We start from the raw sequence: 23,048 nt of genomic DNA on the forward strand, positions 1-23,048 counted from the left end.
GAACCCGGCCTTCATTGTCCTGCGCGACAGCGGGCGATTGTGCCAGTGGGGGATCGGCCTGGAAGTCAGCCGATTCCTACGCCTTGTTGCCGCAAACGGGACAGTCCGGCACACGGGTGGTTTGCATGCTACTCCAATCGAGGCTGCGGCTGTCGAACATGGTCAGGCGGTTTGTTGCAGGCGTGCCAAAACCCGCGATCAGCTTGAGGGCTTCGGCCGCCTGCAGCGTGCCCATGACGCCGACCACGGGGGCGAAGACGCCCATGGTCGAGCACTGCACTTCCTCGAACTGCGCCTCCGGCGGGAACACGCAGGCATAGCAGGCGCAGTTCTCGTCGCGTGGGTCCATCACCATGAGCTGGCCATCCAGGCGGATGGCCGCCCCCGCCACCAGGGGCACCTTGTGCCGCACGCAGGCCGCGTTGATCATGTGTCGCGTGCGGTAGTTGTCCGTGCAGTCCAGCACCACCGTGGCTTGGGGCACGAGGTCGTCGAGCAGGGCATCGTCTGCGCGCTGCTGGCGGCAATCGATGCGGATGCCGGGGTTGATGGCATGCACGGCCGTGCGTATGGATTGCACCTTGGGCTGGCCCACGCGATCGGTGGTGTGGGCAATCTGGCGCTGCAGGTTGGTCATGTCCACGGCATCGTCGTCCACCAGGGTGATGCGGCCGATGCCGGCCGAGCCCAGGTACAGCGAGGCAGGCGCGCCCAGGCCGCCTGCGCCGATGATGAGCACATGCGCTGCCAGGATGCGCTCCTGGCCTTCGATGCCGATCTCGTCCAGCAGGATGTGGCGCGAGTAGCGCAGAAGTTGATCGTCGTTCATTCGCGTCTCCAGACGTGAAAAAGCCGGGCGCGGGCCCGGCTTGGTGAGAGCGCGGACCCGGTCCGCGCTCTTCAGTTTTCCTTCTTTTCGGGCTCGCGCTCGGTCAGGGTCTTGCTGACCATGACGGGCTGGCCCTTGAGGCGGTTGAGCGCCTGCTGCAGCTGGAAGTCCTTTTCGGTGCCGAACTCGGGCAGGCGACGCTCGGCCAGGGGCTTCTTGGCCTCTTCCTCCAGGCGCTTGCGGGCTTCCTCGCGGGCCTTCTCGCGTACTTCGTCCTTGACTTCGGCGCCCTGTCCGCTGGACAGGTGCTTTTCCAGGTCGGCCTCGCGCATGCGCAGGGCAGCGAACAGATCGCCTTCAGGGGTCTCGTCCACCATCACGTCAGGAACGATGCCCTTGGCCTGGATGGATTTGCCGCTGGGCGTGTAGTAGCGGGCCGTGGTCAGCTTCAGGCCCGTGTCGGGACCCAGCGGGCGAACGGTCTGCACCGAGCCCTTGCCGAAGGTCTGGCTGCCCATGATGACCGCACGCTTGTGGTCCTGCAGGGCGCCGGCCACGATTTCGCTGGCCGATGCCGAGCCTTCGTTGACCAGAACCACCAGCGGCAGCTTCTTGAGCGAGGCGGGCAGGCGCTGCAGCGGGTCTCCCATGCCGCGGCGGGCATAGAAGCTGGGAGAGGCCTTGTAGGTTTCCTTGCTCTCGGCCAGCTGGCCGTTGGTGGACACCACGGTCACATCGGGCGGCAGGAAGGCTGCCGAGATGGCGACGGCCGCGTCCAGCAGGCCGCCCGGGTCGTTGCGCAGGTCCAGAACCAGGCCCTTCATGTTGGGTTCCTGCTTGTACAGCTCTTCGACCTTGCGCACGAAGTCGTCCACCGTGCGTTCCTGGAACTGGCTCAGACGGATCCAGCCGTAGCCGGGCTCGATGACCTTGCCCTTGACGGATTGCGTCTTGATTTCCTCGCGCGTGATGGTCACGGGGAAGCTGCGGCTTTCATCCTTGCGCAGGATGGTCAACTGCACCTTGGTGTTGGGCTCGCCGCGCATGCGCTTGACGGCGTCGTTGAGCGACAGGCCCTTGACGGCCGTGTCGTCGATCTTGGTGATCAGGTCGCCTGTCTTCAGGCCCGCGCGGAAGGCGGGGGAGCCTTCGATGGGCGAGACGACCTTGATCAGGCCGTCTTCCTGCGTGATCTCGATGCCTACGCCGACGAAGCGGCCCGAGGTGCCCTCGCGGAATTCCTTGTAGGACTTCTTGTCGAAGTACTGCGAATGCGGATCGAGGCTGGACACCATGCCGGAGATGGCATCGGTGATCAGCTTCTTGTCATCGACCGACTCGACATAGTCGGTCTTGATCAGGCCGAAGACGGCGGACAGCTGCTGGATTTCCTCCAGCGGCAGCGGGGTCATGGCACCGCGGGCCACGGTCTGCAAGGAAACCGTGGTCAGTGCTCCGGCGATTACGCCTACGGAAACCCAGCCGGCAATTTTGATTTTCTGGCCCATATCACCCCTTTAACCGCGTCAATATACACCCGCTTGGAAAGGCAAGCGCCCGCGTGGTTCCCTAAAAACGGCGCAGCAAGCGCAATTTCCGTAGCAGGCGCTCACCTCAGGCGGGTCAGGCTCAAGCCTTGCCCTGTGCGGCCACGGCGGCAGCCGCCTTGGCGGCAGCCTCGGCATCGCCCAGGTAGTAGTGGCGAATGGGCTTGAGATCGGCATCCAGCTCATAGACCAGCGGAATGCCGTTGGGCACGTTGACGCCGACGATGGCGTCATCCGAGATGCCGTCCAGGTACTTGATCAGCGCGCGGATGGAGTTGCCATGCGCGGCAACCACGACGCGCTTGCCGGACAGGATGGCGGGCGCGATGGACTCGTTCCAGAACGGCAGAACGCGCGCGACCGTGTCCTTCAGGCATTCGGTCAGCGGCACCTGGCTGGGGTCCAGCTGGGCGTAGCGCACGTCGCTGCGCTCGCTGCGCGGGTCCTGGGGCTCCAGGGCCGGCGGGGGCGTGTCGTAGCTGCGGCGCCAGACCAGCACCTGGGCGTCGCCGTATTGCTTGGCCATGTCGGCCTTGTTCAGTCCCTGCAGGCCGCCGTAGTGGCGCTCGTTCAGGCGCCAGCTGTGCTGCACGGGCAGCCAGGTGCGGTCCATTTCGTCCAGCGTGTGCCACAGCGTGCGCGTGGCGCGCTTGAGCACGCTGGTGAAGGCCAGGTCGAAGTCGTAGCCTTCGGCCTTGAGCAGGCGGCCGGCGTTCTTGGCCTGTTCGACGCCGGTGGCGGTCAGGTCCACATCGGTCCAGCCGGTGAAGCGGTTTTCGAGGTTCCAGGTGGATTCACCGTGGCGGATCAGCACGAGCTTGTACATGGCGGCTTTCTAAGTCTCTCGATGCGACAAAGCTGGGCTGTCGCGGGGGCAAAAGCCAGCATTCTAGAATTGACAGGTTTGCCAACCCAAGGAATGACGTGAAATTCATCATCGATAACTGGTATTTGATCCTGATCGCGCTGGCTTCCGGCGTGATGCTGCTGCTGCCCCTGGTGCGCGGCGCAGGCGGCGGCTCGCTGACGGCGGCGCAGGCCGTGCAACTGATCAACCGCCAAAAGGCCGTGGTCATCGATGTCTCCGAGCCCGAGGAGTACGCGGCCGCCCATGCCAATGGCGCCAAGAATGTGCCGCTGGGCCAGTTCGAGGAAAAGCTGCCTGCCACCGTGAAGAACAAGGCCCTGCCGCTGGTGCTGATCTGCACCAAGGGCAACCGCGCCTCGCGTGCCGAAGGCATTGCGAAGAAGCTGGGCTACGAAAAGGCCCAGGCCCTGGCCGGTGGCCTGAAGGCCTGGCGTGATGCCGGCATGCCGGTTGAAAAGGCCTGAAGCGCCTCCAGTTGATCACGATGGAAGCCGCTGCGCCGCGTCCCCGGCGCCTGCAGCCGGCAAGCCGCCCACTCGAAGAAAGTCGCATATGCAAGCCGTGAAGATGTACACCACCGCTGTCTGCCCCTATTGCATCCGGGCCAAGCAGATCCTCAAGTCCAAGGGCGTGGAGCAGATCGAAGAGATCCGCATCGATACCGACCCTGCCGCGCGTGACGTGATGATGCAGAGCACGGGCCGCCGTACGGTGCCCCAGATCTTCATCGGCGACCACCATGTGGGCGGCTGCGACGACCTGATGGCGCTGGACGCCGACGGTGGCCTGGTGCCCATGCTGCAAAGCTGAAACACGGGCACTGCATAATGCAAGCCCAGGTGCCCGCTGCGCAACCTATTGGCAGCGGGCATTTTGTTGGTGATTTTTTTGATGCCCTGGCCGCCGTGCCAGGGTTTTTTGCCCAGAAAGACTGATTCCATGGCCGAACAGGACACTCCCGTCTTCCAGATCCAGCGCGTCTACCTCAAGGACCTGTCGCTGGAGCAGCCCAATTCGCCCGCCATCCTGCTGGAGCAGGAGCAGCCCAGCGTGGACATCCAGCTCGGCGTCGAGGCGACTCCCGTGGCCGAAGGCATCTACGAAGTGGCCGTGACGGCCACCGTGCAGACCAAGATCCAGGACAAGACCGTGTTCCTGGTCGAGGCCAAGCAGGCCGGCATCTTCGAGATCCGCAACGTGCCCGAAGACCAGATGGGTGGCGTGATCGGCATTGCCTGCCCCCAGATCATCTATCCCTACCTGCGCGGCAACGTGGCCGACGTGGTCACACGCGCCGGCTTCCCGCCCGTGCACCTGGCCGAGATCAACTTCCAGGCCATGTACGAGCAGCAGCAGGCAGCCGCCCAGGCGGACGGCAACTCGCTGCCGCAGTAAGCCGGTCCCATCCCGGCCGATGAGACTTGCGCCCAGGCGCGTCGCATCGCTGTGGTACAAGAAAAGAGGCCCGAGGGCCTCTTTTTTTCATCAACGTCGCTTCTTCAACGTCGGGCAGATATGAACATTGTGGTGATTGGTGCAGGCGCCTGGGGCACGGCGCTGGCAATGAGCGCGGCCTCGCGCGATGACGGACGTGTCGTGACGCTGTGGGCGCGCGACGCTGCCCAGGCGCAGGCCATGCGGGACAGCGGCGAGAACGCGCGCTACCTGCCGGGCGTGGCGCTGCCTGCCGCGCTGCAGGTGGTGCATGGCGAGATCGACGGCCATCTGGCTGCGGCAGACCTGATCGTGATCGGCACGCCCATGGCGGCCTTGCGCGAATGGCTGGGCCGCCTGCGCAATGTGCGGGCGCCCGTGGTGTGGCTGTGCAAGGGCTTCGAGGCCGTGCCCGCAGGCGCGTCGGCCGCCGCCCATGGACTGATGGCGCACGAGGTCTGCGCCCAGGTGGCGCCCGATCTGCTGTGCGGCGTGCTCAGCGGCCCCAGCTTTGCGGCCGAGGTGGCGCGCCACCAGCCCACGGCCCTGGTGGCGGCCAGCCGGCATGCCGAGGTCAATGACGCCCTGGTCGCGGCCTTCCATGGCGATGCCATGCGCGTCTACGCCAACGCCGACATCGTGGGCGTGGAAGTGGGCGGCGCCGTGAAGAACGTGCTGGCCATTGCCACCGGCCTGTGCGACGGCCTGCAGCTGGGCCTGAACGCCCGCGCCGCGCTGATCACGCGCGGCCTGGCCGAGATGACGCGACTGGGCCTGGCCCTGGGCGCGCGGGTGGAGACCTTCATGGGCCTGTCCGGCCTGGGCGATCTGGTGCTGACGGCCACGGGCGACCTGTCGCGCAATCGCAAGGTGGGCCTGCTGCTGGCCCAGGGCCGCACGCTGGAGCAGGCCGTGGCCTCGCTGGGCCATGTGGCCGAGGGCGTGTACAGCGCACGCACCGTGCTGGCGCGCGCGCGGCTGTTGAATGTGGAGATGCCGATCACCGAAACCGTGGTCGAGCTGCTGGACGGCCGGCTGCAGGCGGCCGAGGCCGTGCAGCACCTGATGGCGCGCGATCCACGCGGCGAGTGATTCTTCGGTGTCCATGAAAAATGGCCCACACGCTCCCCTTGCTGCGCAAGGTCCACTGCCCCCCGAGGGGGCCGCTTTTCATCTTGGGGCGGCCCGGCGATGAAAAAGCCCCGGAGCTGGAAGGCCCCGGGGCTTTTTTGCGTCAGAAATCCTGGCGCCTGGCGCGCTACATGCCCAGTTACAGGCCCAGTTACAGGCCCAGCTCCAGACCCAGCAGTTCCTCCACCGTCTGGCGGCGGCGGATGAGGCGGGCGCTGTCGCCATCGACCAGCACCTCGGCGGCCAGCGGGCGCGTGTTGTAGTTGCTGGACATGGAGCTGCCATAGGCGCCCGTGTCATGGATGACCAGCAGGTCGCCGACCGCTGCGCCTGCCAGCGCGCGCGGCAGCACCACGCCGCCGTCGCCCTGGGTGAAAACGTCGCCCGATTCGCACAGCGGGCCGGCGACCACGGCATCGCGCAGGGGCATGGCCTGGCCGTCGCGGCGCAGCACTTCCATGCCGTGCCAGCTGCCGTACATGGAAGGGCGCATCAGTTCGTTGAAGCCCGTATCGACCAGCACGAAATGGTTGCTGCCCGCGTTCTTGGTGGCGCGTACCTGGCCCAGCAGCACGCCCGACTCGGCCACCAGGAAGCGGCCCGGCTCGATCTCCAGGCCCAGCGCGTGGCCCACGATGGCCTCGGCGTCCTTGCGTGCCGCATCCCACAGGCCGTGGTAGTGGGCGGTGTCGATGGTGGCGTCGCCATCGCGGTAGGGAATGGACAGGCCGCCGCCGGCCGAGATGGCCTGCAGGTCATGGCCTGCCTGGCGGGTGGCGCGCACCAGCTCGACCATGGCGCCGCAGACCTGCTGCAGGTGGCCGTAGTCCACGCCCGAGCCGATGTGCATGTGCAGGCCTGCCAGCTTCAGGCCGCCGTCGCGGATGGCCTGCAGCGCCGCCAGCAGGTCGCTGTGCCAGATGCCGTGCTTGCTGTGCTCGCCGCCCGTGTTGGTCTTGTTGCTGTGGCCGTGGCCGAAGCCGGGGTTGATGCGCAGCCACACGGGATGGCCGGGCGAGGCCTGGGCCAGCTGGTGCAGCATGTCGATGGAGCCGGCGTTCACGGGCACCTTGTGCTCGGCCACGCAGGCCAGCGTGGCCTCGTCCATCACGTCGGCGGTGAACACGATGTCGCTGTGCAGGTCGTCGCCGTGGCCGGCCGCGTAGCCGGCGGCCAGCGCGCGCAGGATTTCGCCGCGCGAGACGGCGTCCACCTTCACGCCCTGCTCGCGCATCAGCCGCAGGATGTGGATGTTGGAGCAGGCCTTCTGCGCAAAGCGGATGGTGTCGAAGGCCTTGAGCTGGGCGATGCGCGCGCGGATGGTGGCGACGTCATAGACCCACAGCGGCGTGCCGTGCTGGTCGGCCAGAGCCCAGAGCTGGGCGGGCGAGAAGGGATTGGACATGGTGTCTCTTTCAGGGGAACTGCTGCGCATGATGGTGGATGTCAGTCATTCAGTCCAATGCTTGTTCTTATGGTGTCTATTTGATTTGGATATGCTCCTGCCATGCAAGACCCCGCGCTGCCGCACACGTCCCCCGAACCCCGCATCTCCCACCGCCACCTGGAGGTGTTTCGCGCGCTCATGCTCAGTGGCAGCGCCACGGCGGCGGCGCAGATGCTGTTCAGCTCCCAGCCCACCGTCAGCCGCGAATTGGCGCGCCTGGAAAGCCTGCTGGGCTATGCGCTGTTCGAGCGCGCTCAGGGCCGGCTGCGGCCCACGGCACGCGCCCTGTCGCTGTGGGCCGAGGTGCAGCGCAGCTGGCAGGGGCTGGACCGGGTGGTGGAGCATGCGCTGGCCCTGGGCCGGCCGCACCAGGCGCGCATCAACGTGCTGTGCCTGCCCGCCCTCAGCCATGCGCTGCTGCCTGCAGCGCTGGCGCGCCTGCATGCGGAGCACGGCCCCGTGGCCGTCAGCGTGGCCACGCAGGAGGCGCCGCTGCTGCAGGAGTGGATGGCCGCCCAGCGCTACGACCTGGGCCTGGCCGAGCTGGCCGAGGCGCCTCCGGGCACGCGTGCCCTTGCGCTGCCCGCCATGGACGAGGTGGCCGTGCTGCCCGCAGGCCATGCGCTGGCCGCAAGGCCGGTGCTGGATGTGGCTGACTTTGCCGGGGAAAGCTTTGTCAGCCTGGCGCGCGACGATCCCTATCGCCAGCAGATCGATGCCGTGTTCGAGCAGGCCGGCGTGCAGCGCCAGCTGCACCTGGAGACCCACAGCGCCGTGGCGGTCTGCGCCATGGTCCAGCATGGCCTGGGGGTGGCCATCGTCAATCCGCTGACGGCGCGTGCCTGCGCCGGGCCGCAGCTGGTGGTGCGGCCGCTGGCGTTTTCCATTCCCTTCCAGGTCCATGCGCTGCTGCCGCTGCACCGGCCGGCCGTGGCCGAGGTGCAGTGGCTGGTGGACGCGCTCGCCGCCGAGGTGGCTGCGGTCGGCTGAAGGCAGAGGGCGGGGTGCGGTATCAGCGCGCCGCGCTGTCCAGGCCGGGAGCCTTGTCTGCAGCGGGCTCGGGCGGCAGGCCCCACTCCATCCAGTCGTCGCCAAAGATCTCCACCGGGTGCTGTGTGCGGTCCGATCCGTTGCCGCAGGCCAGTTCGTCACGAGCGCAGTAGCGGTCACATCCCCAGCAGGTGCGCTCGGGATGGGCGGGGTGGATGGGGAATTTCCTGGCCATGGCATCCAGCCTGGACCGCCATGGCCGCCAGGGCTTTGCGCTGGATCAGAATTCCAGGTTGTCGATCAGGCGCGTCTTGCCCAGGCGCGCGGCGCCCAGGGCCACCAGTGGTGCACCGGCCAGTTGCGCGCCCTCGGCCGGCGGCTGCAGGTCACGGCGCAGGCGCACGGTCAGGTAATCGGGCTCCCAGCCCTGTGCGGCCAGGGACTGCATGGCCCATGCCTCCAGTTCGGCCAGCGGCGCCTGGCCTGCGCGCGTGGCGTCGGCCAGTTGCTTGAGTGCCTGCGACAGCGCCATGGCCTGCTGGCGTTCATCGGGGCTCAGGTAGCCGTTGCGCGAACTCAGCGCCAGGCCGTCGTCGGCGCGCGCCGTGTCGCCGGCCACGATGTTCACGGGCAGGGCGAACTGCTCGACCATGCGGCGGATCACCAGCAGCTGCTGGTAGTCCTTCTTGCCGAACACGGCCGTGCCGCCGCCGCTGGCGAAGAACACGGCCGAGAACAGCTTCATCACCACGGTGCACACGCCCGTGAAGAAGCCGGGGCGGAAATGGCCTTCGAGGATGTCGGCCAGCTGCGCGTCGGGCTGGATCTTGAAGGTCTGCGGCTCGGGGTAGAGATCGGCTTCGCGCGGGGCGAACAGCAGGTCGCAGCCTTCGCTCTCCAACTTGGCGCAGTCCTGCGCCCAGGTGCGCGGATAGCTGTCGAAATCCTCGTGCGGCAGGAACTGCAGGCGGTTCACGAAGATGCTGGCCACGACGATGTCGCCGTGCTGGCGCGCGGCGCGCACCAGGGACAGGTGGCCATCGTGCAGGTTGCCCATGGTGGGCACGAAGGCAGGGCGGCCCTTGCTGGCCAGGATGGCGCGCAGGTCGGCGATGGAGTGGACGATTTGCATGGGGAAGCGGGGAAGCGGGGAAGCGGGGAAGCGGGGGAACGGGAAGCGGGAAGCGGAAAAACGGACCGTGCAGCCTGCCGGACTACCAGGCGTGCTTGCTGTCGTCGGGGAAGCTGCCGTTCTTCACGGCATGCACATAGGCCTCGAAGGCGCCCTTGACGCTGCCCGCATCGGCCATGAAGTTGTGCACGAAGCGGGCCATCTTGCCCAGGTTCACGCCCAGCATGTCGTGCAGCACCAGGACCTGGCCGGCCGTGCCGCTGCCCGCGCCGATGCCGATGGTATGGCAGTGCGGCAGCTCGGCCGTGAGTTCGCGCGACAGCTGTGCCGGCACCATCTCCAGCACCAGCATGGAGGCGCCTGCATCCTGCAGTTCCAGCGCATGGCGGCGCAGCGTGGCCGCGCCCTCGTCGCTCTTGCCCTGGACGCGGTAGCCGCCCAGCGCATGCACGGTCTGCGGCGTCAGGCCCAGGTGGGCGCAGACGGGCACGCCGCGCTCGACCAGGAACTGCACGGTGGGCGCGGTCCAGCCGCCGCCTTCGAGCTTGACCATATGGGCGCCGGCCTGCATCAGCTCGCAGGCGCTGCGCATGGCCTGCTCGCGGCTTTCGGCATAGCTGCCATAGGGCATGTCGGCGATCAGCCAGGCCGTGCCCTGCACGCGGTGCAGCCCGCGCGCCACGCTGGCCGTGTGGTAGCACATGTCCTGCAGCGACACGCCCACGGTGCTGTGCAGGCCCTGGCAGACCATGCCCAGCGAATCGCCCACCAAAATGCACTCCACGCCGGCCGCATCGGCCACGGCCGCGAAGGTGGCGTCGTAGGCGGTGACCATGGTGATCTTCTCGCCGGCCTCGCGCATCTGCGCCAGGCGCGGAAGGCTCACGGGGCGGCGCTGGGGCAGCGGCGAGGCGGGAGGGATGGTGCCGTAGGGCGTGCCGGCGGTGACGGGGGCTTGGGTCATGGGGCGCTCGGAGGGGGGTGGAATTGCCGCGAGTCTATGCGATGCGCGCCGGGGGCACCTGTCCCTGAGCTGTCCTTTGCTGTTCCATCACCTTTCGGGCAGGCCACGCCATCGGCGCCACAGCGGAGACAGCAGGGCCACGAGCATGGCCGTGCTGGCTGCCACGGCAGGCGCGCCCATCAGCAGGTCCAGCCAGTGCTGGGTATCCGTCCAAGGGTCTGCGCTGCCGGCGGGTTGGGGCAACAGCAGTGCGGACCACTTGGACCAGGCGGCGGCGAGCCATATCAGGGCCAGCGACATGCCCAGGGCCAGCAGCACCGCGCCGGCCCAGGGGCGCTTGAGCACACGGATGCGCAGCCAGGCGACCGATATCAGCGCGGCCGGAAACAGCCCCAGCACATAGAGGTTGGTGATTCCCAGCATCCCGGCCAGCACGCTGCCAAGCAAGGTCAGGACCAGGCATGCGCCCCAGGCCACCAGCTGCATGGCAGGCATCAGGCGCACCAGCACCAGGGCCAAGGCGAGGAAAAAGCCAACGCTGGCGGCCGCCAGCAACTGGGACATCCTTGGCCATTCGTCGTCGCGGGACCTGTCAGCGCGCCGCAGATGGCTTTCCTGGTAGGCAGGCAGGGCGAGGCCGTAGCGCGCGTGCTTCCATTGCACATGCTGCAGCGGGCTCCACCGGCTGTCGAACCTCTCCAGCAGCATGAGCCACTCACGGTTGCTCTGGGCCAGATAGGTACCGAAGCATTTGCGCGGATCCGGCTCCAGATCCAAAGGCCTGCTGCGACCCAGGGCTGGTTTGCAGTTGGAGTTCTGCGCTCTGGATACCTTCTCGCCAGTCTCTGGTTGCGGGTTCGCTGCCAGGTAGGCGCGCCATTCCTGGGCCAGGGGGGATTGCAGCGCGCTGCGGTAGCTGGCCAGCAGGTGCTCCGCCTGGTCCTGGGCGGAGCTGGCAGACTGGCGCACATAGCCTCTGGCCTGCAATGGCTGGCCGTAGCGCTCCAGCGTCGCGGCAATCGCGGCCTGGTCTCCGCGCATCAACCAGACCAGGGCCTGGATGCCCGGGTACTTCGCCGGATCGACCTCTTCCTCGCGCAGCACACGTATCCATTCCACGAGCATGGCCGCCTGGCGTGGCGCGACAAGCGCCTCCAGGGCGGCGACTTGCTCGACAGTCTGGATCTGTGCACTGACATCCGTGTCCGACCATTGGCGCTGAATCCGCATTTCATAGATGGGCGAAAAGGCGATCGCAGGCGCGAACAATAGCGATAGGAACAAGGCTCCCCACAGGTACTCCCACCACAGGCCCCAGCGGCCCACGGGGGCGTGTTCGCGCCAGCGGTTGTGGATGCGCACGCGCAGCAACCACCACAGCGCCAGGCCGATCGCCACGATCCAGGCCACGATAGAGCCGATGTCCAGCGCCAATTGCTCGGGCGTTTGCTGTGCCGTGGACGCAACGCCGGGCAGGGAGCCCATCCAGCGCGCCGGCTCGGCCATCCACTGCATCCAGATGCCCAGCACCAGCACGCACCACAGCAGCGCCAGCGGCAGATACCAGTGCAGGCGCAGCTGCCACAGCAGGGGGCAGCGCATCAGCACCCATTGGTCCCAGCGGTTCGTCATATCGGAAAAACGTGGCATGGCTCAGTCCCTCACGAACAGGCGGCGGGTGGATGCGGTGATGTCGCGGAAATAGCGCACGGGCATCTGTGCCTGCACGGCCTGCGCCAGGAACTGCGCTGCCGTGAACGGCACGTGAAAGCTCACGATGTGGGTCTGGCCGCTGAGCTGGTGCGTATGGGATGGCAGCTGGTCCAGCCAGGGGTTCAGTTGCGCCATGGCCCAGCCGGTCTCGAACTCGATGGCGCAGCCTTGCATGGCGGCAAAGCTCTGCCGAACGCTGCGCGGCTGGCCTTGCTCCAGGAACAGCACCTGGTCGGCCACCTTTTCCACCTCGTACAGCTGCTGTGAACTCAGCACCAGGGCCATGGGTTGCCAGGGCGAGCGCGCCAGCGACTGCAGATCGGTCAGCAGGGTCTGCTGGGCGTTGATGTCCAGGTTGGCCAGAGGCTCGTCCAGCAGCAGCACGCGCGGCCGGCAGAGCAGGGCGCGCGCCAGCTCGAAGCGCATCTTGTAGCCCGAGGACAGCTGTTTCCACTGGTGGCCCCGGAAGGCGCGCAGCCCCAGCTGCGCGATGACCAGCTGTACCAGGCAGATGTTGCGTGTGCCCACGGCGCCATGGCTGCGCGCGGCGAATTGCAGATGGTCCATCAGGCGCCCGCTCCAGACGGCCGGGCGCTGGGGGATATAGGCGAGCTGGGTGCGCAGCAGGTAGGCATCGGCGGCGGGAACGCCCCAGTCCAGCTGCCCCGCGTCGGGCGCCAGATCGGCGGCCATCAGGCGCAGCAACGTGGTCTTGCCGTTGCCGTTCTCGCCCACCAGTCCGAGGATGGTGCCGGGCTCCACGGCCACATCCACCGGCCCCAGCGCAAAGCCGCCGCGCCGGTAGCGCTTGACCAGTTGCCGTCCCAGTATGCAGTGCGCACGGTATGCACGGTGCGCGCTGGAAGGTGCGGAATCGGCCTGCAGCGCCTGGCCCGGGGCATGGGCGGCATGCAGGGCGTCGAAAACCTGCTGCACCAGCGCGTGGCGGGGCTCTGCGCCGGAATCGGCCGCGAGGCCATCCCAGGCGTCCAGCGCAGTCAGCAGGCTCTGCTGCACGGCGGTTTCGGCGGGCAGGGCGGCGTCTATGAGTGCACGCCAGGCCCCATGCCATTGCTGGCTGGCGATCGCCTGTTCCACGGATTGCGCCCAGGCCGCCACGGTGGCCTGCGGGCGCGCGGGTGGTCGTGCCGATTCGATGCTCGCTTCCATGAAGCCCTCCCTTTTTTCTGTGCTGCGCGGTGCGGCCATCCGGGGAGCCGGACAGTGCGATTCCCGGCGCGCGACGAGTCTATGCGATCCCGCTATGCTGTACTTCCCGCGACGGACGACAGGGCCCGCACAGGCCCTGCGGATGCGCTTCAACGGTGTTGCACCATGTCCGGTTCCTTACAGACATCTCCACTTCTTCCCGCCGTGGCCTGGCAGGGCCTGCGCCAGGTCCATGTGCTGCAAAGCCTGTCCGACGAGCGCCTGGCCGAACTGGCCGCGCAATGCCGCTGGCAGCATCTGGCGCTGCACCAGACGCTGGAGGGCGCGTACACCGATCAGCGTCTCTACATGCTCGTGCAGGGCGGCTTGCGCGTCAGCAGCTATGCCCCCAACGGGCGCGGGCTCACGCTGGGCGAGATTGCCCAGGGCGTGTTCTTCGGCGGTCTGCCGCAGCAGCAGGCGGGCTGCACGGCCATGCCCCTGGTGGTGGAGGCAGGCGTCCCCAGCCTGATTGCCTCGCTGGCCCATGAGGATGTGGAAGCCCTGCTCATGAACGAGCCCCAGGTCCTGCGCGCCTTCATCGGCCGGCTCAGCGATCTGGCCGTGGCGCTGGCGCGCCGCATGGTGGATCTGGGAACGCTGTCGGTGCGCAGCCGCCTGCATACCCAGTTGCTGGAACGTGCCGAGCGCGCGGGCATCGACCAGGGGCAGGCCCTGCTGGCGCCCGCACCCCGGCAGACCGATCTGGCGCTGATGCTGGGCTCCAGCCGCGAGGAAGTGGCGCGCGAGATGTCGCGCCTGGTGCGCCTGGGCCTGCTGCGGCGCGAAGGCCGCAACCTGCGCATCTGCCATGTCGAAGGCCTGCGCGTGCTGCTCGAGGAAGCGCGCTGAGCCTTGTCTGCCGCGGCTGTTTCAAGCCGCGAAAAACACTGTTTCTAGAACGCGTGAATCGGCCTTCTGTCGAGGGGAGCACGGGGGAAAAGGCAGCGGGCCGCCCGGGCCGGATGCCAAAACACGTGAGAAAACGCACAGACGAAGAATGCTGCAGCGCCGCATAGTACGTCCATGCCGTGAGGAAATGAATGCCGAGCGGCCTTTTGAAAGGATCTGACATGCGTACCCTCTCCGCTGCACTGGCCGCCCTGACCCTGGGCCTCGCCGGCACTGCAATGGCCCAAGAAGCCGTTTCCCCCTCGTCCTCCGCCACCGCAGGCCTGAGCCGCGCCGAAGTGCTGGCCGACCTCGAGATGTGGCACCAGGCAGGCATGACCTACCTGCCCTCGCCCTCGGCTGACCGCGAAATCGGCTACAACTCGGCCGAATACCAGCGCGGCCTGGCCCGCTACCAGCAACTGCGCAGCGGCCCTGCCTACCGCGAGGCCGTGGCCCGCCTGGAAGGCCAGCACACCGTCACCCAGAAGTGATGTGAATGGATATGGGTCCGGCATGGTGCCGGGCCTGTTGGTGGAAAGCGTCCTTTCGGGACGCTTGGTTTGGCGCCCTTCGGGGCGCTTTTTTGTTTCCCTCGCTCTACACTGGGCGGCCCCGTGTCAGTGGCTGCTATCGATAGCGAAGCTGCTGATGCAAGTACAGCATGCGTTGACGGCCGTTTTGTGAAGTTTCTGATCGATTTTCCCAACCCCCATGACGGCTCGGCCGCCCGGCTGCGCCATGGCTTCGGGCCGCCGCTGCGCAGCCTGGCAGCCCATGCGCCCGAGCAGGTGCGCGGTGTGCTTGACGCCGTGCAGCAGGCTGCCCAGGCCGGCCTGTGGTGCCTGGGCTGGGTGCGCTACGAGGCGGCGGCGGCGTTTGACGCGGCCTACGCCGGCGCCCTGCATGCCACGCCGCCAGGCGAGCCGCTGGCCTGGTTTGCCGTCTTCGACGGCCCCCGGCCCTGGCCTGAAGACGCGGACGCGGTCGAGACCGGCCCTCAGGTGCAATCTCAGGTGCAATCTCAGGTGCAATCTCAGGTGCAATGGCAGCCCGGCCTGGAGCGAGCCGATTTCGATGCCGCCATTGCGCGCATCCACGAGGCGATTGCGGCCGGTGACTGCTATCAGATCAATTACACGGCCCAGTTCATGGGCCGGCTGCTGGGTGACATCCCATCGCTGTTCGCCGCGCTGCGACGCGCCCAGCCCGGCGGCTACGTGGCCTGCATGGACAGCGGCGACGAGCAGGTGCTGTCCGTCTCGCCCGAGCTGTTCTTCGACTGGGATGGCGAGCGCATCCTCACGCGCCCCATGAAGGGCACGGCGCCCCGTGGCGCCACGCCTGCACAGGACGAGGCGAATGTCCAGGCCATGCGGTCCTCGCCCAAGGAGCGGGCCGAGAACGTGATGATCGTGGACCTGCTGCGCAACGATGTCTCGCGCATTGCCGAGCCTTTCAGCGTCCAGGTGCCGCGCCTGTTCCATGCCGAACCCCTGCCCACCGTGTGGCAGATGACGTCCGACGTGCAGGCGCGCACGCGGCCCGGCACCGGCCTGGCGGACGTGTTTGCGGCGCTGTTTCCCTGCGGCTCCATCACGGGCGCGCCCAAGCGCCAGGCCATGCGGCTCATCCACGAACTGGAGTCGGGTCCGCGCGGCGTCTACTGCGGCGCCGTGGGCGTGGTGCGGCCCGGCACCACTGCGGGGCGCGTGCACGCCACCTTCAATGTGCCCATACGCACGGTGGTGGCGCGTGGCACGCAACTGTGCTGCGGCATCGGCAGCGGCATCACCTCGGGCGCCGAGGCGCCTGCCGAATGGCAGGAATGGCGCCACAAGAGGGCTTTTCTGGACAAGGTGTGAAAGGGCGTGCAGCCATGGCGGATACGGACTTGGATTTCGACATTCTGGAAACCCTGGCCCTGCGGGATGGCGGTTTCATCCACCTGCAGCGCCATGTGACGCGCATGCAGGACGCGGCGCGGCATTTCGGCCGGCCCTGCACGGATGCCGTGCTGGAGCAGGCATTGCAGCAACTGCGCCAGGCGCACGCCAGCGGCCACTGGCGCGTGCGCCTGGCGCTGGAGGCCACGGGGCGGATACAGACCCAGGCGGCGCCGCTGCCGCCTTCCGCCACGCCTGTTCGGCTGGCGCTGGCCGACCGGCCCATCGTCAATGCGGTGGCGCGTGGCGACTGGGTGCGTTTCAAGACCTCGCGCCGCGCGCACTACGACAGCCTGCAGCCCACCGATGCCTCGGTGTTCGACACCGTGCTCCACAACGAGGACGGCGAGATCACCGAGGGCACGCGCGGCAACATCGCCGTGCTGCTGGCGGGCCGCTGGGTGACCCCGCCGCTGTCCAGCGGCCTGCTGCCCGGCGTGGGCCGCGCGGTGGCGCTGGACGAGGGCCGCGTGGTGGAGCACCTGGTGCGGCTGGACGATCTGCCGCGCGTGCAGGGCTGGGCCTTCGTCAACAGCCTGCGCGGCTGGCTGCCGGCGGTTCTGCGCTGAGCTGCAGGCTAGGGCCACGGGCGGAACTCATGGTTTTCAGGGATGGATTCCACAAGGCAATGTCAGACAATCGGTGAATATTGTTGAGCAATATCATTTTGATTGTTGACTGATGCCTGCCTCCCCTGAGATCGATCCATGCATGAATTCCGTATTTCCCGCCGCGCGCTGATCAGCGCCGCGGCTGTCCTGGCGGCAGGGCCGCTGTGCGCCCAGACCACCTATCCCAACAAGCCCATTCGCGTCGTCGTCGGCTACGCGGCAGGCGGCTCGGTCGACCTGGTGGGGCGCGTGGTGGGTGACATCCTGGCCAAGCACCTCAATGCGACCGTCGTGGTCGACAACGTGCCCGGTGCCGCCGGCGTGGTGGGCGCGCAGCGCGTGGTCGGTGCCAAGGCCGACGGCTATACCCTGCTCGCAGGCTCCAGCAACGAATTGGCGGGCACGAAGTTCGTCAACGCCGCGCAGAAGTACGACCCGGCCACGGACCTGACCGGCATCGCGCTGACCGGCGTGCTGCCCAACCTGTGGGTGGCCGGCACCAAGATGCCGGCCAGGACCCTCGACGAGTTCATCGCCCTGGCCAAGGCCCATCCCGGCAAGTACAGCTACGGCAGCCCGGGCATCGGGTCCACGCCGCATTTCTCGGGCGAGCTGATCAAGAAGATGGCCGGGGTGGACATCGTCCATGTGCCCTACAAGGGCTCGGCCGCGATGACCAGCGACCTGGCGGGCGGCAACCTGGACTTCGCCATCGTCTCTCCCTCGGTGGCGGCTCCGTTCATCCAGAGCGGCAAGATCAAGGCCCTGGGCGTGACCACGGCCCACCGCATCGCCATGATGAAGGACGTGCCCGCACTGGGCGAGAACGCAGCGCTCAAGGGCTACGCGCTGAGCGGCTGGTTCGGGCTGGCGGGTCCCAAGGACCTGCCTGCCGATGTGGTGGCCAGTCTGCAGAAGGCCTTGAAGGCGGGCCTGGCCGATCCGGCGATGCGCGCGCGCCTGGAAGGGGCGGGCATCATTGCCCCCACGGGCGACGAAAACCTGGCCCAGATCATCCGTACCGACATGGGCAAGTACGCCGAACTGGTCAAGTTCGCCAGGATCACGCCGGAAAACTGAAGCACGGCCTGCCGCCATGAAAAACGCCTCGTTCCCCGAGGCGTTTTTTCATTCGGGCCTGTGCCGGGCATGCAGGGACAGCAGCCCCTCGAACGCATCGCGCAGCGGCTGCAGCGACGGGCCGGCAGGCGCCAGCCGTTGCAGCGCGCAGGCCGCTGCCTCCAGCGTGGACAGCTGGCCCGGCGCATGGGCCTTGCGCAGGGCGCCGTAGCGCGAGGCGGGCAGGTCGCCCTGCAGTGCCAGGCGCGGCAGGGCCTGCAGGCCGGGGTTGAGGTAGAGCATCTTGCGGCTCTTGCGCCAGGTGGCGTCCAGCACCACCAGGCGCAGGTCCTCGGGGCATGGCGCGGGCTGCGGCCAGGGCGCTTGCCTGGCCAGGCCCAGCTGATCGCCGTGCGGCGTATCCGGATAGAGCAGTACGGCCTGCCGCGGGGCGTCGCCGGCCTGCCAGGGCGCGTGCAGCAGTGCCTGCAACTGCGCTGGCTCGAAGGCCTCGCCCACTGCCAGGCGGCTGGCGGGCAGGCACAGGTGCAGCAGCCGGCCCGTGCCCTTGGCCTGCAGTTCTTCCTCGGGATGCTGGAGCACCAGCAGCTGCACCGCATGCGGCACCGGCTGCACCAGGGGGCACAGGCAGGTGCGCTCAGGGCGCAGGCATTGCGCGCAGCGTGCGCGGGTGCTCACGGCGGACAAGGCCCGGCGCCTGCCTTACAGGCGACCCTTGTAGTAGCTGGGCTTGTCCATGTCGGCGATTTCCACGCTGAGCTGGACCATCATGCCGGCCGGCTGGGGCGTGAGGCGGCGCAGCACTGCGGCAATGCCTTCGGACAGTTCCTTCTTGGCCGTGTCGGTACGGCCCGCCAGCAGGCGCAGCTGCACGTGGACGAAGCCGCGGTTGGCGGGTGCCGAGCCGATCTCGAACTGGCTGACTGGCAGCAGGCGGGCCTTGACGTCGGCCTCGTCCAGGATGCTGGGGTGGCCGCAGACGAAGGCATTGAGTTCGGTCAGCAGTTGCTGGCCGGGCAGGCCGGCGAGGTTGTCGGTGTATTCGACGTAGAGATGGGGCATGGATGTCTCCGTTCCGGTGGTGAAGAGGGATTCAGGGTAGGGGTGGGGCCAGGCGCGAGACCTCGTCCAGCGCCGTCAGCAGCAGCTGCACGTCGATGCGCGTGTGGGAGGCCGACAGTGCAATGCGCAGCCGCGCCGTGCCTTCGGGCACGGTGGGCGGGCGGATGGCGGGCACCCACAGGCCGCGCTCGCGCAGGCCTTCCATCACGGCCAGGGCCGTGGCGTTGGAGCCTATGACCAGGGCCTGCACGGCGGTGCGCGAAGGCAGCAGCTGCCAGCCCGTGCGCGCCAGCAGCGGCGTGAGGCCGGCGCGCAGCTCGGCAATGCGTTCGGCCAGGGCCTCGCGGCGCTCGTCCTCGGCCTCGATCAGGGCCACGCTGGCCTGCAGCGCGCTGGCCAGCATGGGCGGCGCGGCCGTGGCGAAGATGTAGCTGCGCGTCTTTTGCAGCAGCCATTCGACCAGCATGTCGCTGCCCGCGACAAAGGCGCCGGCCACGCCAGCGGCCTTGCCCAGGGTGGCCATGTAGAGCACGCGCGGCGAGGCGTTTGCGTCCGTCAGTCCCGCCTCGGCCAGGCTGCCCCGGCCTTGTGGGCCGAGCACGCCGAAGCCATGCGCGTCGTCAAGCAGCAGCAGCGCGTCGTACTGCTCGCACAGCGCCAGCAGGCCGCGGATGTCGGCCACATTGCCATCCATGCTGAACACGGCATCGCTGATGACCAGCTTGCGGCGGGCCGTGCTGGCGGCCAGTTGCGCGGCCAGATCGGTCAGGTCGGCATGGGCATAGCGGTGGACCTGGGCGCGCGACAGGCGGGCGCCGTCGATCAGGCAGGCGTGGTTGAGCGCATCGGAGAACAGGGCATCGCCCGCGCCCACCAGGGCCGGCACGATGCCGGCATTGGTGGCGTAGCCCGCATAGAAGTAGAGCGCGCGCGGCAGTTGCACGAAGTGCGCCAGCTGTTCCTCCAGCGCGGCGTTGGCCGTGCTGTGGCCGCTGACCAGGGGGGAGCCGCCCGAGCCCACGCCAAAGGCCTGGGCGCCCGCGCAGGCGGCGCGCACCAGGGTGGGGTGGCCGGCCAGGCCCAGGTAGTCGTTGCTGCAAAAGGCCAGCATGGGGTGACCGTCCACCTCCATGTGGGCGCCGCTGGCGGCGCCCTGCAGCGGCGCCGTGGCGCGGCGGCGCCGGCGCAGGTGGGCCGCGTCGAGCTCGGCGATGCGCGCGGGGATGTCGTCCAGCCAGGAGCCGCTCATTGCCATTGCTCCGGCAGGGTGTAGGTGGTGGCGCGCGGGTCGGGGTGCTGCTGGAAGGGGATGTCGGCCAGCAGCGGCGCCTGCAGTTGCCGGTCCAGGTGCTGGCGCAGCCAGGCCATGTTTTCCTCGGGCACCAGCATGGCGGGGTCCACGCGGCTGGCAATCCAGCCGGCCAGGCGCAGTCCGCGCGCGCGGATGGCCTCGGCCGTGAGGGCGGCGTGGTTCAGGCAGCCCAGCCGCAGGCCCACGACCATGACCACGGGCAGGTCCAGCGCGCAGGCCAGGTCGGCGCCCGAGATCTGGTCGGACAGCGGCACGAGAAAGCCGCCCGCGCCTTCCACCACCACGGCGTCGGCCTGTTCGGCCAGGCGCCGGTAGCTGTCCACGATGTGTGCGATCTCTATGGAGCGGCCCGCGCGCTGCGCGGCGATGTGCGGCGACATGGGATCGGGCAGCAGCACGGGGTTGTCGAGTTCGGGCGGCACGGCCAGGGTGGAGGCGGCGCGCAGCGCCAGCGTGTCCTCGTTGGCCCAGCCGCCCTGGCCGTCGGGCTCGGCGCCTGCGGCCACGGCCTTCATGCCCACCACACGGGCATGGTGGCGGGCCAGCGCATGCAGCAGCCCGCAGGAGGCCAGGGTCTTGCCCACGCCCGTGTCGGTGCCGGTGACAAAGCAGCCAATGGTGCGGTGGGCGTTCACGAATGGTTCTCCTGGGCCAGGGTGTCTTCAAGGGCCGCCAGCGCGCTGGCCGCCAGGTGCAGCACGGCTTCTTCGTCCAGCAAATAGGGAGGCATGGCGTAGAGGGTGTTGCTGATAGGGCGCAGCAGCAGCCCGCGCTCCAGCGCGGCTGCGCTGTAGCGGCGCGAGAAGTCGGGCAGCGAGGTCTGCACATCCCAGGCCCAGATCATTCCCTGGCGCCGTGCGTGGCGCACGCGGGCGTGCTGGTTCAAAGGGGCGAAGGCGCCGTCCAGCCTTTGCGCCAGCGCGAGGTTGGCGTTGATGGCATCGGTCTGCTCGAACAGCTCCAGCGTGGCCAGGGCCGCACGGCAGGCCAGCGGGTTGCCGGTGTACGAGTGCGAGTGCAGGAAGCCGCGCGCCACGGAATCGTCGTAGAAGGCGGCGTAGACGGCCTCGGTGGTCAGCACGGCCGACAGGGCCAGCGTGCCGCCCGTCAGGCCCTTGGACAGGCAGATGAAATCCGGCCGTATGCCGGCCTGCTGGTGGGCGAACATGCTGCCCGTGCGGCCGAAGCCCACGGCGATCTCGTCCACCACCAGGTGCACCTCGTAGCGGTCGCACAGGGCGCGCGCCAGGCGCAGGTATTCGGGGTCGTGCATGGCCATGCCGGCCGCGCACTGCACCAGCGGCTCGACGATGAGTGCGGCCGTGGTCTCGTGGTGCTGCTCCAGCCACTGGCGCAGGCCTTCGGCGGCGCGCCGTGCCACATCGACCGGGCTTTCGCCGCCTTGCGCGCCGCGTGCATCGGGGCTGGGCACGGTGTCGGCCAGGCGCACCAGGGGGGCATAGGCCTCGCGGAAGAGGGGAATATCGGTCACGGCCAGCGCGCCCACGGTTTCGCCGTGGTAGCCGCCGGCCAGGCCGGCAAAGCGGCTCTTGGCGGGGCGGCCCAGGTTGCGCCAGTAGTGCGCGCTCATCTTGAGGGCGATCTCGGTGGCCGATGCGCCGTCGCTGCCGTAGAAGGCATGGCCCAGGCCGGTGAGCGTGGCCAGTCGTTCGGACAGCTCCACCACGGGCGCGTGCGTGAAGCCGGCCAGCATCACATGGTCAAGCCTGGCGAGCTGGTCGGTGAGCGCGGCCTGGATGTGCGGATGGCTGTGGCCGAAGAGGTTGACCCACCAGGAGCTGACGCCATCCAGGTAGCGGCGTCCTTCGGTGTCGTGGAGCCAGGGGCCCTGGGCACGCGCGATGGCGATGGGGGGCGCGGCCTCGTGCCGCTTCATCTGGGTGCAGGGGTGCCACACAGCCGCAAGGCTGCGGGCGGCAAGCGATTGAGTCATCGCGCGATTGTCACACCGCAGCGCAGCTCACAGCTGCTGCGTGGGCACGTGGTGGCGCAGCTCGACCTGGCGGTTGGCATCGTCCACGAAGACCAGCTGGGGCCGGTGCTCGGCCACGTCGGTCTCATGGACCTGGGCAAAGGACGCAATGATCAGCAGATCACCCACGGCAGCACGGCGCGCGGCCGAGCCGTTGACCGAGATCATGCCGCTGCCGCGCTGGCCCTTGATGGCATAGGTGACGAAGCGCTCGCCGTTGTCGATGTTCCAGATGTGCACCTGCTCGTTCTCGACGATGTTGGCGGCGTCCAGCAGGTCCTCGTCGATCGCGCAGGAGCCTTCATAGTGCAGCTCGCATTGCGTGGTCTTGACGCGGTGGATCTTGGATTTGAGCAGGGTGCGGAACATGTTTTGTCTCTCGAGGGGGCGCTTGGGCGCGATCTTGACGGTGGCGGGGGCTGGCAAAAAAAGCAACCAAGTCTATCTGCGAACCGCCAAACCCATGATGGCCGTGGAGTTGCTCTTCGGGGGGCGGCTCTCTGGCAGGCCTGGCTTGAGGTCAGCCCAGATCCAGCACGCAGCCATCGCCGATGCTGTCGCGCCATACGCGGATGCGGCTGGGAGCGGGCTGCAGGTCGGCCAGGGAATCGGCAATGAACAGGCACAGGTTTTCCAGCGTGGGCTTGCCCAGGCCGGGGATTTCGTCGAGGAAGCGGTGGTCCAGCGCGTCGCCCAGGGTCTTCAGGCGCGAGCGCAGGTAGCCCAGGTCGATCACCATGCCGTTGTCCGGGTTGCGCGGGCCGGTGACGCTGACTTCGGCGTAGTAGGTGTGGCCGTGGATGCGGCGGCTGCTCTCGGTCTCGATGGCACGCTCCAGCGTGTGGGCGGCGTCGAAGAAAAAGCGCTGGTGAACGGTGAACTGCATGGC

26 protein-coding genes are annotated in these 23,048 nt (G+C 68.2%); 10 read left to right on the forward strand and 16 right to left on the reverse strand.

Going from position 1 to position 23,048, the window contains the following annotated elements; all coding sequences use genetic code 11:
- Positions 1-76 precede the first annotated feature (76 nt).
- The 3 genes from ACF8ME_RS19455 to gpmA form a co-directional block, all read right to left on the reverse strand.
- The gene (locus tag ACF8ME_RS19455) at positions 77-829 is read right to left on the reverse strand and encodes a HesA/MoeB/ThiF family protein (RefSeq protein ID WP_043791138.1); all 753 of its coding nucleotides are present in this window, start codon (positions 827-829) and stop codon (positions 77-79) included.
- 71 nt (positions 830-900) lie between these two features.
- Positions 901-2,337, reverse strand: coding sequence for a S41 family peptidase (locus ACF8ME_RS19460; RefSeq protein WP_016449067.1), 1,437 nt, complete (start codon positions 2,335-2,337; stop codon positions 901-903).
- A 121-nt stretch (positions 2,338-2,458) separates the two neighbouring features.
- Positions 2,459-3,202 carry a 2,3-diphosphoglycerate-dependent phosphoglycerate mutase gene (gene gpmA, locus ACF8ME_RS19465; protein ID WP_016449066.1) on the reverse strand — a complete coding sequence of 248 codons (744 nt, stop codon included), beginning with the start codon at positions 3,200-3,202 and terminating at the stop codon, positions 2,459-2,461.
- A 98-nt stretch (positions 3,203-3,300) separates the two neighbouring features.
- Here gpmA and ACF8ME_RS19470 point away from each other — a divergent pair, with 98 nt between their 5' ends.
- The 4 genes from ACF8ME_RS19470 to ACF8ME_RS19485 all read left to right on the forward strand — a co-directional run bounded on the left by ACF8ME_RS19470 (position 3,301) and on the right by ACF8ME_RS19485 (position 5,770).
- Positions 3,301-3,708: a rhodanese-like domain-containing protein gene (locus ACF8ME_RS19470; RefSeq protein WP_016449065.1), complete on the forward strand. Its 408-nt coding sequence runs from the start codon at positions 3,301-3,303 to the stop codon at positions 3,706-3,708.
- An 88-nt stretch (positions 3,709-3,796) separates the two neighbouring features.
- A complete protein-coding gene (gene grxC, locus ACF8ME_RS19475) occupies positions 3,797-4,054 on the forward strand; it encodes a glutaredoxin 3 (RefSeq protein ID WP_016449064.1) in 258 nt (85 codons plus the stop codon).
- 129 nt (positions 4,055-4,183) lie between these two features.
- Positions 4,184-4,639 carry a protein-export chaperone SecB gene (gene secB / locus ACF8ME_RS19480; RefSeq protein ID WP_013803924.1) on the forward strand — a complete coding sequence of 152 codons (456 nt, stop codon included), beginning with the start codon at positions 4,184-4,186 and terminating at the stop codon, positions 4,637-4,639.
- A gap of 120 nt (positions 4,640-4,759) precedes the next feature.
- Positions 4,760-5,770: an NAD(P)H-dependent glycerol-3-phosphate dehydrogenase gene (locus ACF8ME_RS19485; protein WP_017404234.1), complete on the forward strand. Its 1,011-nt coding sequence runs from the start codon at positions 4,760-4,762 to the stop codon at positions 5,768-5,770.
- Positions 5,771-5,960: 190 nt separating this feature from the next.
- Here the strand turns inward: ACF8ME_RS19485 and lysA are convergent, their stop codons facing one another.
- Positions 5,961-7,214: a diaminopimelate decarboxylase gene (gene lysA, locus ACF8ME_RS19490; RefSeq protein WP_392417870.1), complete on the reverse strand. Its 1,254-nt coding sequence runs from the start codon at positions 7,212-7,214 to the stop codon at positions 5,961-5,963.
- A gap of 102 nt (positions 7,215-7,316) precedes the next feature.
- On the opposite strand from lysA, the gene ACF8ME_RS19495 reads away from it, so the two are divergent.
- Complete coding sequence (locus ACF8ME_RS19495) at positions 7,317-8,246, forward strand: LysR family transcriptional regulator (protein ID WP_047326027.1); 930 nt, start codon at positions 7,317-7,319, stop codon at positions 8,244-8,246.
- Between the two features lie 22 nt (positions 8,247-8,268).
- Here the strand turns inward: ACF8ME_RS19495 and ACF8ME_RS19500 are convergent, their stop codons facing one another.
- From ACF8ME_RS19500 to ACF8ME_RS19520, 5 genes are all read right to left on the reverse strand, one after another.
- A complete protein-coding gene (locus ACF8ME_RS19500; RefSeq protein WP_047326026.1) occupies positions 8,269-8,481 on the reverse strand; it encodes a DUF3079 domain-containing protein in 213 nt (70 codons plus the stop codon).
- A gap of 45 nt (positions 8,482-8,526) precedes the next feature.
- Entirely contained in the window at positions 8,527-9,378 is an 852-nt protein-coding gene (gene panC, locus ACF8ME_RS19505; RefSeq protein WP_016449059.1) for a pantoate--beta-alanine ligase, read from the reverse strand.
- Positions 9,379-9,460: 82 nt separating this feature from the next.
- The gene (gene panB / locus ACF8ME_RS19510) at positions 9,461-10,342 is read right to left on the reverse strand and encodes a 3-methyl-2-oxobutanoate hydroxymethyltransferase (RefSeq protein WP_012203749.1); all 882 of its coding nucleotides are present in this window, start codon (positions 10,340-10,342) and stop codon (positions 9,461-9,463) included.
- 87 nt (positions 10,343-10,429) lie between these two features.
- Positions 10,430-11,992, reverse strand: a complete 1,563-nt coding sequence (locus ACF8ME_RS19515; protein WP_392417873.1) for a hypothetical protein — start codon at positions 11,990-11,992, stop codon at positions 10,430-10,432.
- A gap of 3 nt (positions 11,993-11,995) precedes the next feature.
- A complete protein-coding gene (locus tag ACF8ME_RS19520; protein ID WP_392417875.1) occupies positions 11,996-13,225 on the reverse strand; it encodes an ATP-binding cassette domain-containing protein in 1,230 nt (409 codons plus the stop codon).
- A gap of 165 nt (positions 13,226-13,390) precedes the next feature.
- On the opposite strand from ACF8ME_RS19520, the gene ACF8ME_RS19525 reads away from it, so the two are divergent.
- The 5 genes from ACF8ME_RS19525 to ACF8ME_RS19545 all read left to right on the forward strand — a co-directional run bounded on the left by ACF8ME_RS19525 (position 13,391) and on the right by ACF8ME_RS19545 (position 17,792).
- The gene (locus ACF8ME_RS19525; RefSeq protein WP_046239504.1) at positions 13,391-14,116 is read left to right on the forward strand and encodes a Crp/Fnr family transcriptional regulator; all 726 of its coding nucleotides are present in this window, start codon (positions 13,391-13,393) and stop codon (positions 14,114-14,116) included.
- Between the two features lie 221 nt (positions 14,117-14,337).
- A complete protein-coding gene (locus ACF8ME_RS19530) occupies positions 14,338-14,649 on the forward strand; it encodes a DUF4148 domain-containing protein (protein ID WP_016449055.1) in 312 nt (103 codons plus the stop codon).
- A 189-nt stretch (positions 14,650-14,838) separates the two neighbouring features.
- Positions 14,839-16,020, forward strand: coding sequence for an aminodeoxychorismate synthase component I (gene pabB, locus ACF8ME_RS19535; protein WP_392417877.1), 1,182 nt, complete (start codon positions 14,839-14,841; stop codon positions 16,018-16,020).
- A 29-nt stretch (positions 16,021-16,049) separates the two neighbouring features.
- On the forward strand, positions 16,050-16,670 hold the full coding sequence (locus tag ACF8ME_RS19540; RefSeq protein WP_392417879.1) for an aminotransferase class IV: 621 nt from the start codon (positions 16,050-16,052) through the stop codon (positions 16,668-16,670).
- A 138-nt stretch (positions 16,671-16,808) separates the two neighbouring features.
- Entirely contained in the window at positions 16,809-17,792 is a 984-nt protein-coding gene (locus tag ACF8ME_RS19545) for a tripartite tricarboxylate transporter substrate binding protein (RefSeq protein WP_312840691.1), read from the forward strand.
- Positions 17,793-17,840: 48 nt separating this feature from the next.
- On the opposite strand, the gene ACF8ME_RS19550 is transcribed toward ACF8ME_RS19545, so the two are convergent.
- The 7 genes from ACF8ME_RS19550 to ACF8ME_RS19580 all read right to left on the reverse strand — a co-directional run bounded on the left by ACF8ME_RS19550 (position 17,841) and on the right by ACF8ME_RS19580 (position 23,045).
- Positions 17,841-18,479, reverse strand: a complete 639-nt coding sequence (locus ACF8ME_RS19550; protein WP_154835390.1) for a tRNA-uridine aminocarboxypropyltransferase — start codon at positions 18,477-18,479, stop codon at positions 17,841-17,843.
- 15 nt (positions 18,480-18,494) lie between these two features.
- On the reverse strand, positions 18,495-18,854 hold the full coding sequence (locus ACF8ME_RS19555) for a 5-carboxymethyl-2-hydroxymuconate Delta-isomerase (RefSeq protein ID WP_012203756.1): 360 nt from the start codon (positions 18,852-18,854) through the stop codon (positions 18,495-18,497).
- Positions 18,855-18,885: 31 nt separating this feature from the next.
- Positions 18,886-20,103, reverse strand: coding sequence for an 8-amino-7-oxononanoate synthase (bioF, locus tag ACF8ME_RS19560; protein WP_392417881.1), 1,218 nt, complete (start codon positions 20,101-20,103; stop codon positions 18,886-18,888).
- Positions 20,100-20,801, reverse strand: coding sequence for a dethiobiotin synthase (bioD, locus tag ACF8ME_RS19565; RefSeq protein WP_312840690.1), 702 nt, complete (start codon positions 20,799-20,801; stop codon positions 20,100-20,102). Before bioD ends, bioF begins: the two co-directional genes overlap by 4 nt.
- Entirely contained in the window at positions 20,798-22,120 is a 1,323-nt protein-coding gene (bioA, locus tag ACF8ME_RS19570) for an adenosylmethionine--8-amino-7-oxononanoate transaminase (RefSeq protein ID WP_392417882.1), read from the reverse strand. The genes bioD and bioA overlap by 4 nt, the downstream gene beginning before the upstream one ends.
- 27 nt (positions 22,121-22,147) lie before the next feature.
- Entirely contained in the window at positions 22,148-22,528 is a 381-nt protein-coding gene (gene panD / locus ACF8ME_RS19575) for an aspartate 1-decarboxylase (protein ID WP_016449047.1), read from the reverse strand.
- Positions 22,529-22,679: 151 nt separating this feature from the next.
- Complete coding sequence (locus ACF8ME_RS19580) at positions 22,680-23,045, reverse strand: 6-carboxytetrahydropterin synthase (protein ID WP_016449046.1); 366 nt, start codon at positions 23,043-23,045, stop codon at positions 22,680-22,682.
- Positions 23,046-23,048 lie beyond the last annotated feature (3 nt).

The organism is Delftia sp. WSY_7 (assembly GCF_043104845.1).
Taxonomy (GTDB): Bacteria; Pseudomonadota; Gammaproteobacteria; order Burkholderiales; family Burkholderiaceae_C; genus Comamonas; species Comamonas tsuruhatensis.

What these genes read in the sequence shown, in the direction of transcription:
- panC (WP_016449059.1), bottom strand. Translation starts at nt 9,378, where the DNA reads ATGCAAATCGTCCACTCCATCGCCGACCTGCGCGCCATCCTGGCCAGC.
- ACF8ME_RS19555 (WP_012203756.1), bottom strand. Translation starts at nt 18,854, where the DNA reads ATGCCCCATCTCTACGTCGAATACACCGACAACCTCGCCGGCCTGCCC.
- ACF8ME_RS19520 (WP_392417875.1), bottom strand. Translation starts at nt 13,225, where the DNA reads ATGGAAGCGAGCATCGAATCGGCACGACCACCCGCGCGCCCGCAGGCC.
- secB (WP_013803924.1), top strand. Translation starts at nt 4,184, where the DNA reads ATGGCCGAACAGGACACTCCCGTCTTCCAGATCCAGCGCGTCTACCTC.
- bioF (WP_392417881.1), bottom strand. Translation starts at nt 20,103, where the DNA reads ATGAGCGGCTCCTGGCTGGACGACATCCCCGCGCGCATCGCCGAGCTC.
- ACF8ME_RS19460 (WP_016449067.1), bottom strand. Translation starts at nt 2,337, where the DNA reads ATGGGCCAGAAAATCAAAATTGCCGGCTGGGTTTCCGTAGGCGTAATC.
- ACF8ME_RS19580 (WP_016449046.1), bottom strand. Translation starts at nt 23,045, where the DNA reads ATGCAGTTCACCGTTCACCAGCGCTTTTTCTTCGACGCCGCCCACACG.
- ACF8ME_RS19525 (WP_046239504.1), top strand. Translation starts at nt 13,391, where the DNA reads ATGTCCGGTTCCTTACAGACATCTCCACTTCTTCCCGCCGTGGCCTGG.
- ACF8ME_RS19515 (WP_392417873.1), bottom strand. Translation starts at nt 11,992, where the DNA reads ATGCCACGTTTTTCCGATATGACGAACCGCTGGGACCAATGGGTGCTG.
- gpmA (WP_016449066.1), bottom strand. Translation starts at nt 3,202, where the DNA reads ATGTACAAGCTCGTGCTGATCCGCCACGGTGAATCCACCTGGAACCTC.
- grxC (WP_016449064.1), top strand. Translation starts at nt 3,797, where the DNA reads ATGCAAGCCGTGAAGATGTACACCACCGCTGTCTGCCCCTATTGCATC.
- ACF8ME_RS19485 (WP_017404234.1), top strand. Translation starts at nt 4,760, where the DNA reads ATGAACATTGTGGTGATTGGTGCAGGCGCCTGGGGCACGGCGCTGGCA.
- bioA (WP_392417882.1), bottom strand. Translation starts at nt 22,120, where the DNA reads ATGACTCAATCGCTTGCCGCCCGCAGCCTTGCGGCTGTGTGGCACCCC.
- lysA (WP_392417870.1), bottom strand. Translation starts at nt 7,214, where the DNA reads ATGTCCAATCCCTTCTCGCCCGCCCAGCTCTGGGCTCTGGCCGACCAG.
- ACF8ME_RS19545 (WP_312840691.1), top strand. Translation starts at nt 16,809, where the DNA reads ATGCATGAATTCCGTATTTCCCGCCGCGCGCTGATCAGCGCCGCGGCT.
- ACF8ME_RS19455 (WP_043791138.1), bottom strand. Translation starts at nt 829, where the DNA reads ATGAACGACGATCAACTTCTGCGCTACTCGCGCCACATCCTGCTGGAC.
- panD (WP_016449047.1), bottom strand. Translation starts at nt 22,528, where the DNA reads ATGTTCCGCACCCTGCTCAAATCCAAGATCCACCGCGTCAAGACCACG.
- ACF8ME_RS19500 (WP_047326026.1), bottom strand. Translation starts at nt 8,481, where the DNA reads ATGGCCAGGAAATTCCCCATCCACCCCGCCCATCCCGAGCGCACCTGC.
- ACF8ME_RS19495 (WP_047326027.1), top strand. Translation starts at nt 7,317, where the DNA reads ATGCAAGACCCCGCGCTGCCGCACACGTCCCCCGAACCCCGCATCTCC.
- panB (WP_012203749.1), bottom strand. Translation starts at nt 10,342, where the DNA reads ATGACCCAAGCCCCCGTCACCGCCGGCACGCCCTACGGCACCATCCCT.
- ACF8ME_RS19530 (WP_016449055.1), top strand. Translation starts at nt 14,338, where the DNA reads ATGCGTACCCTCTCCGCTGCACTGGCCGCCCTGACCCTGGGCCTCGCC.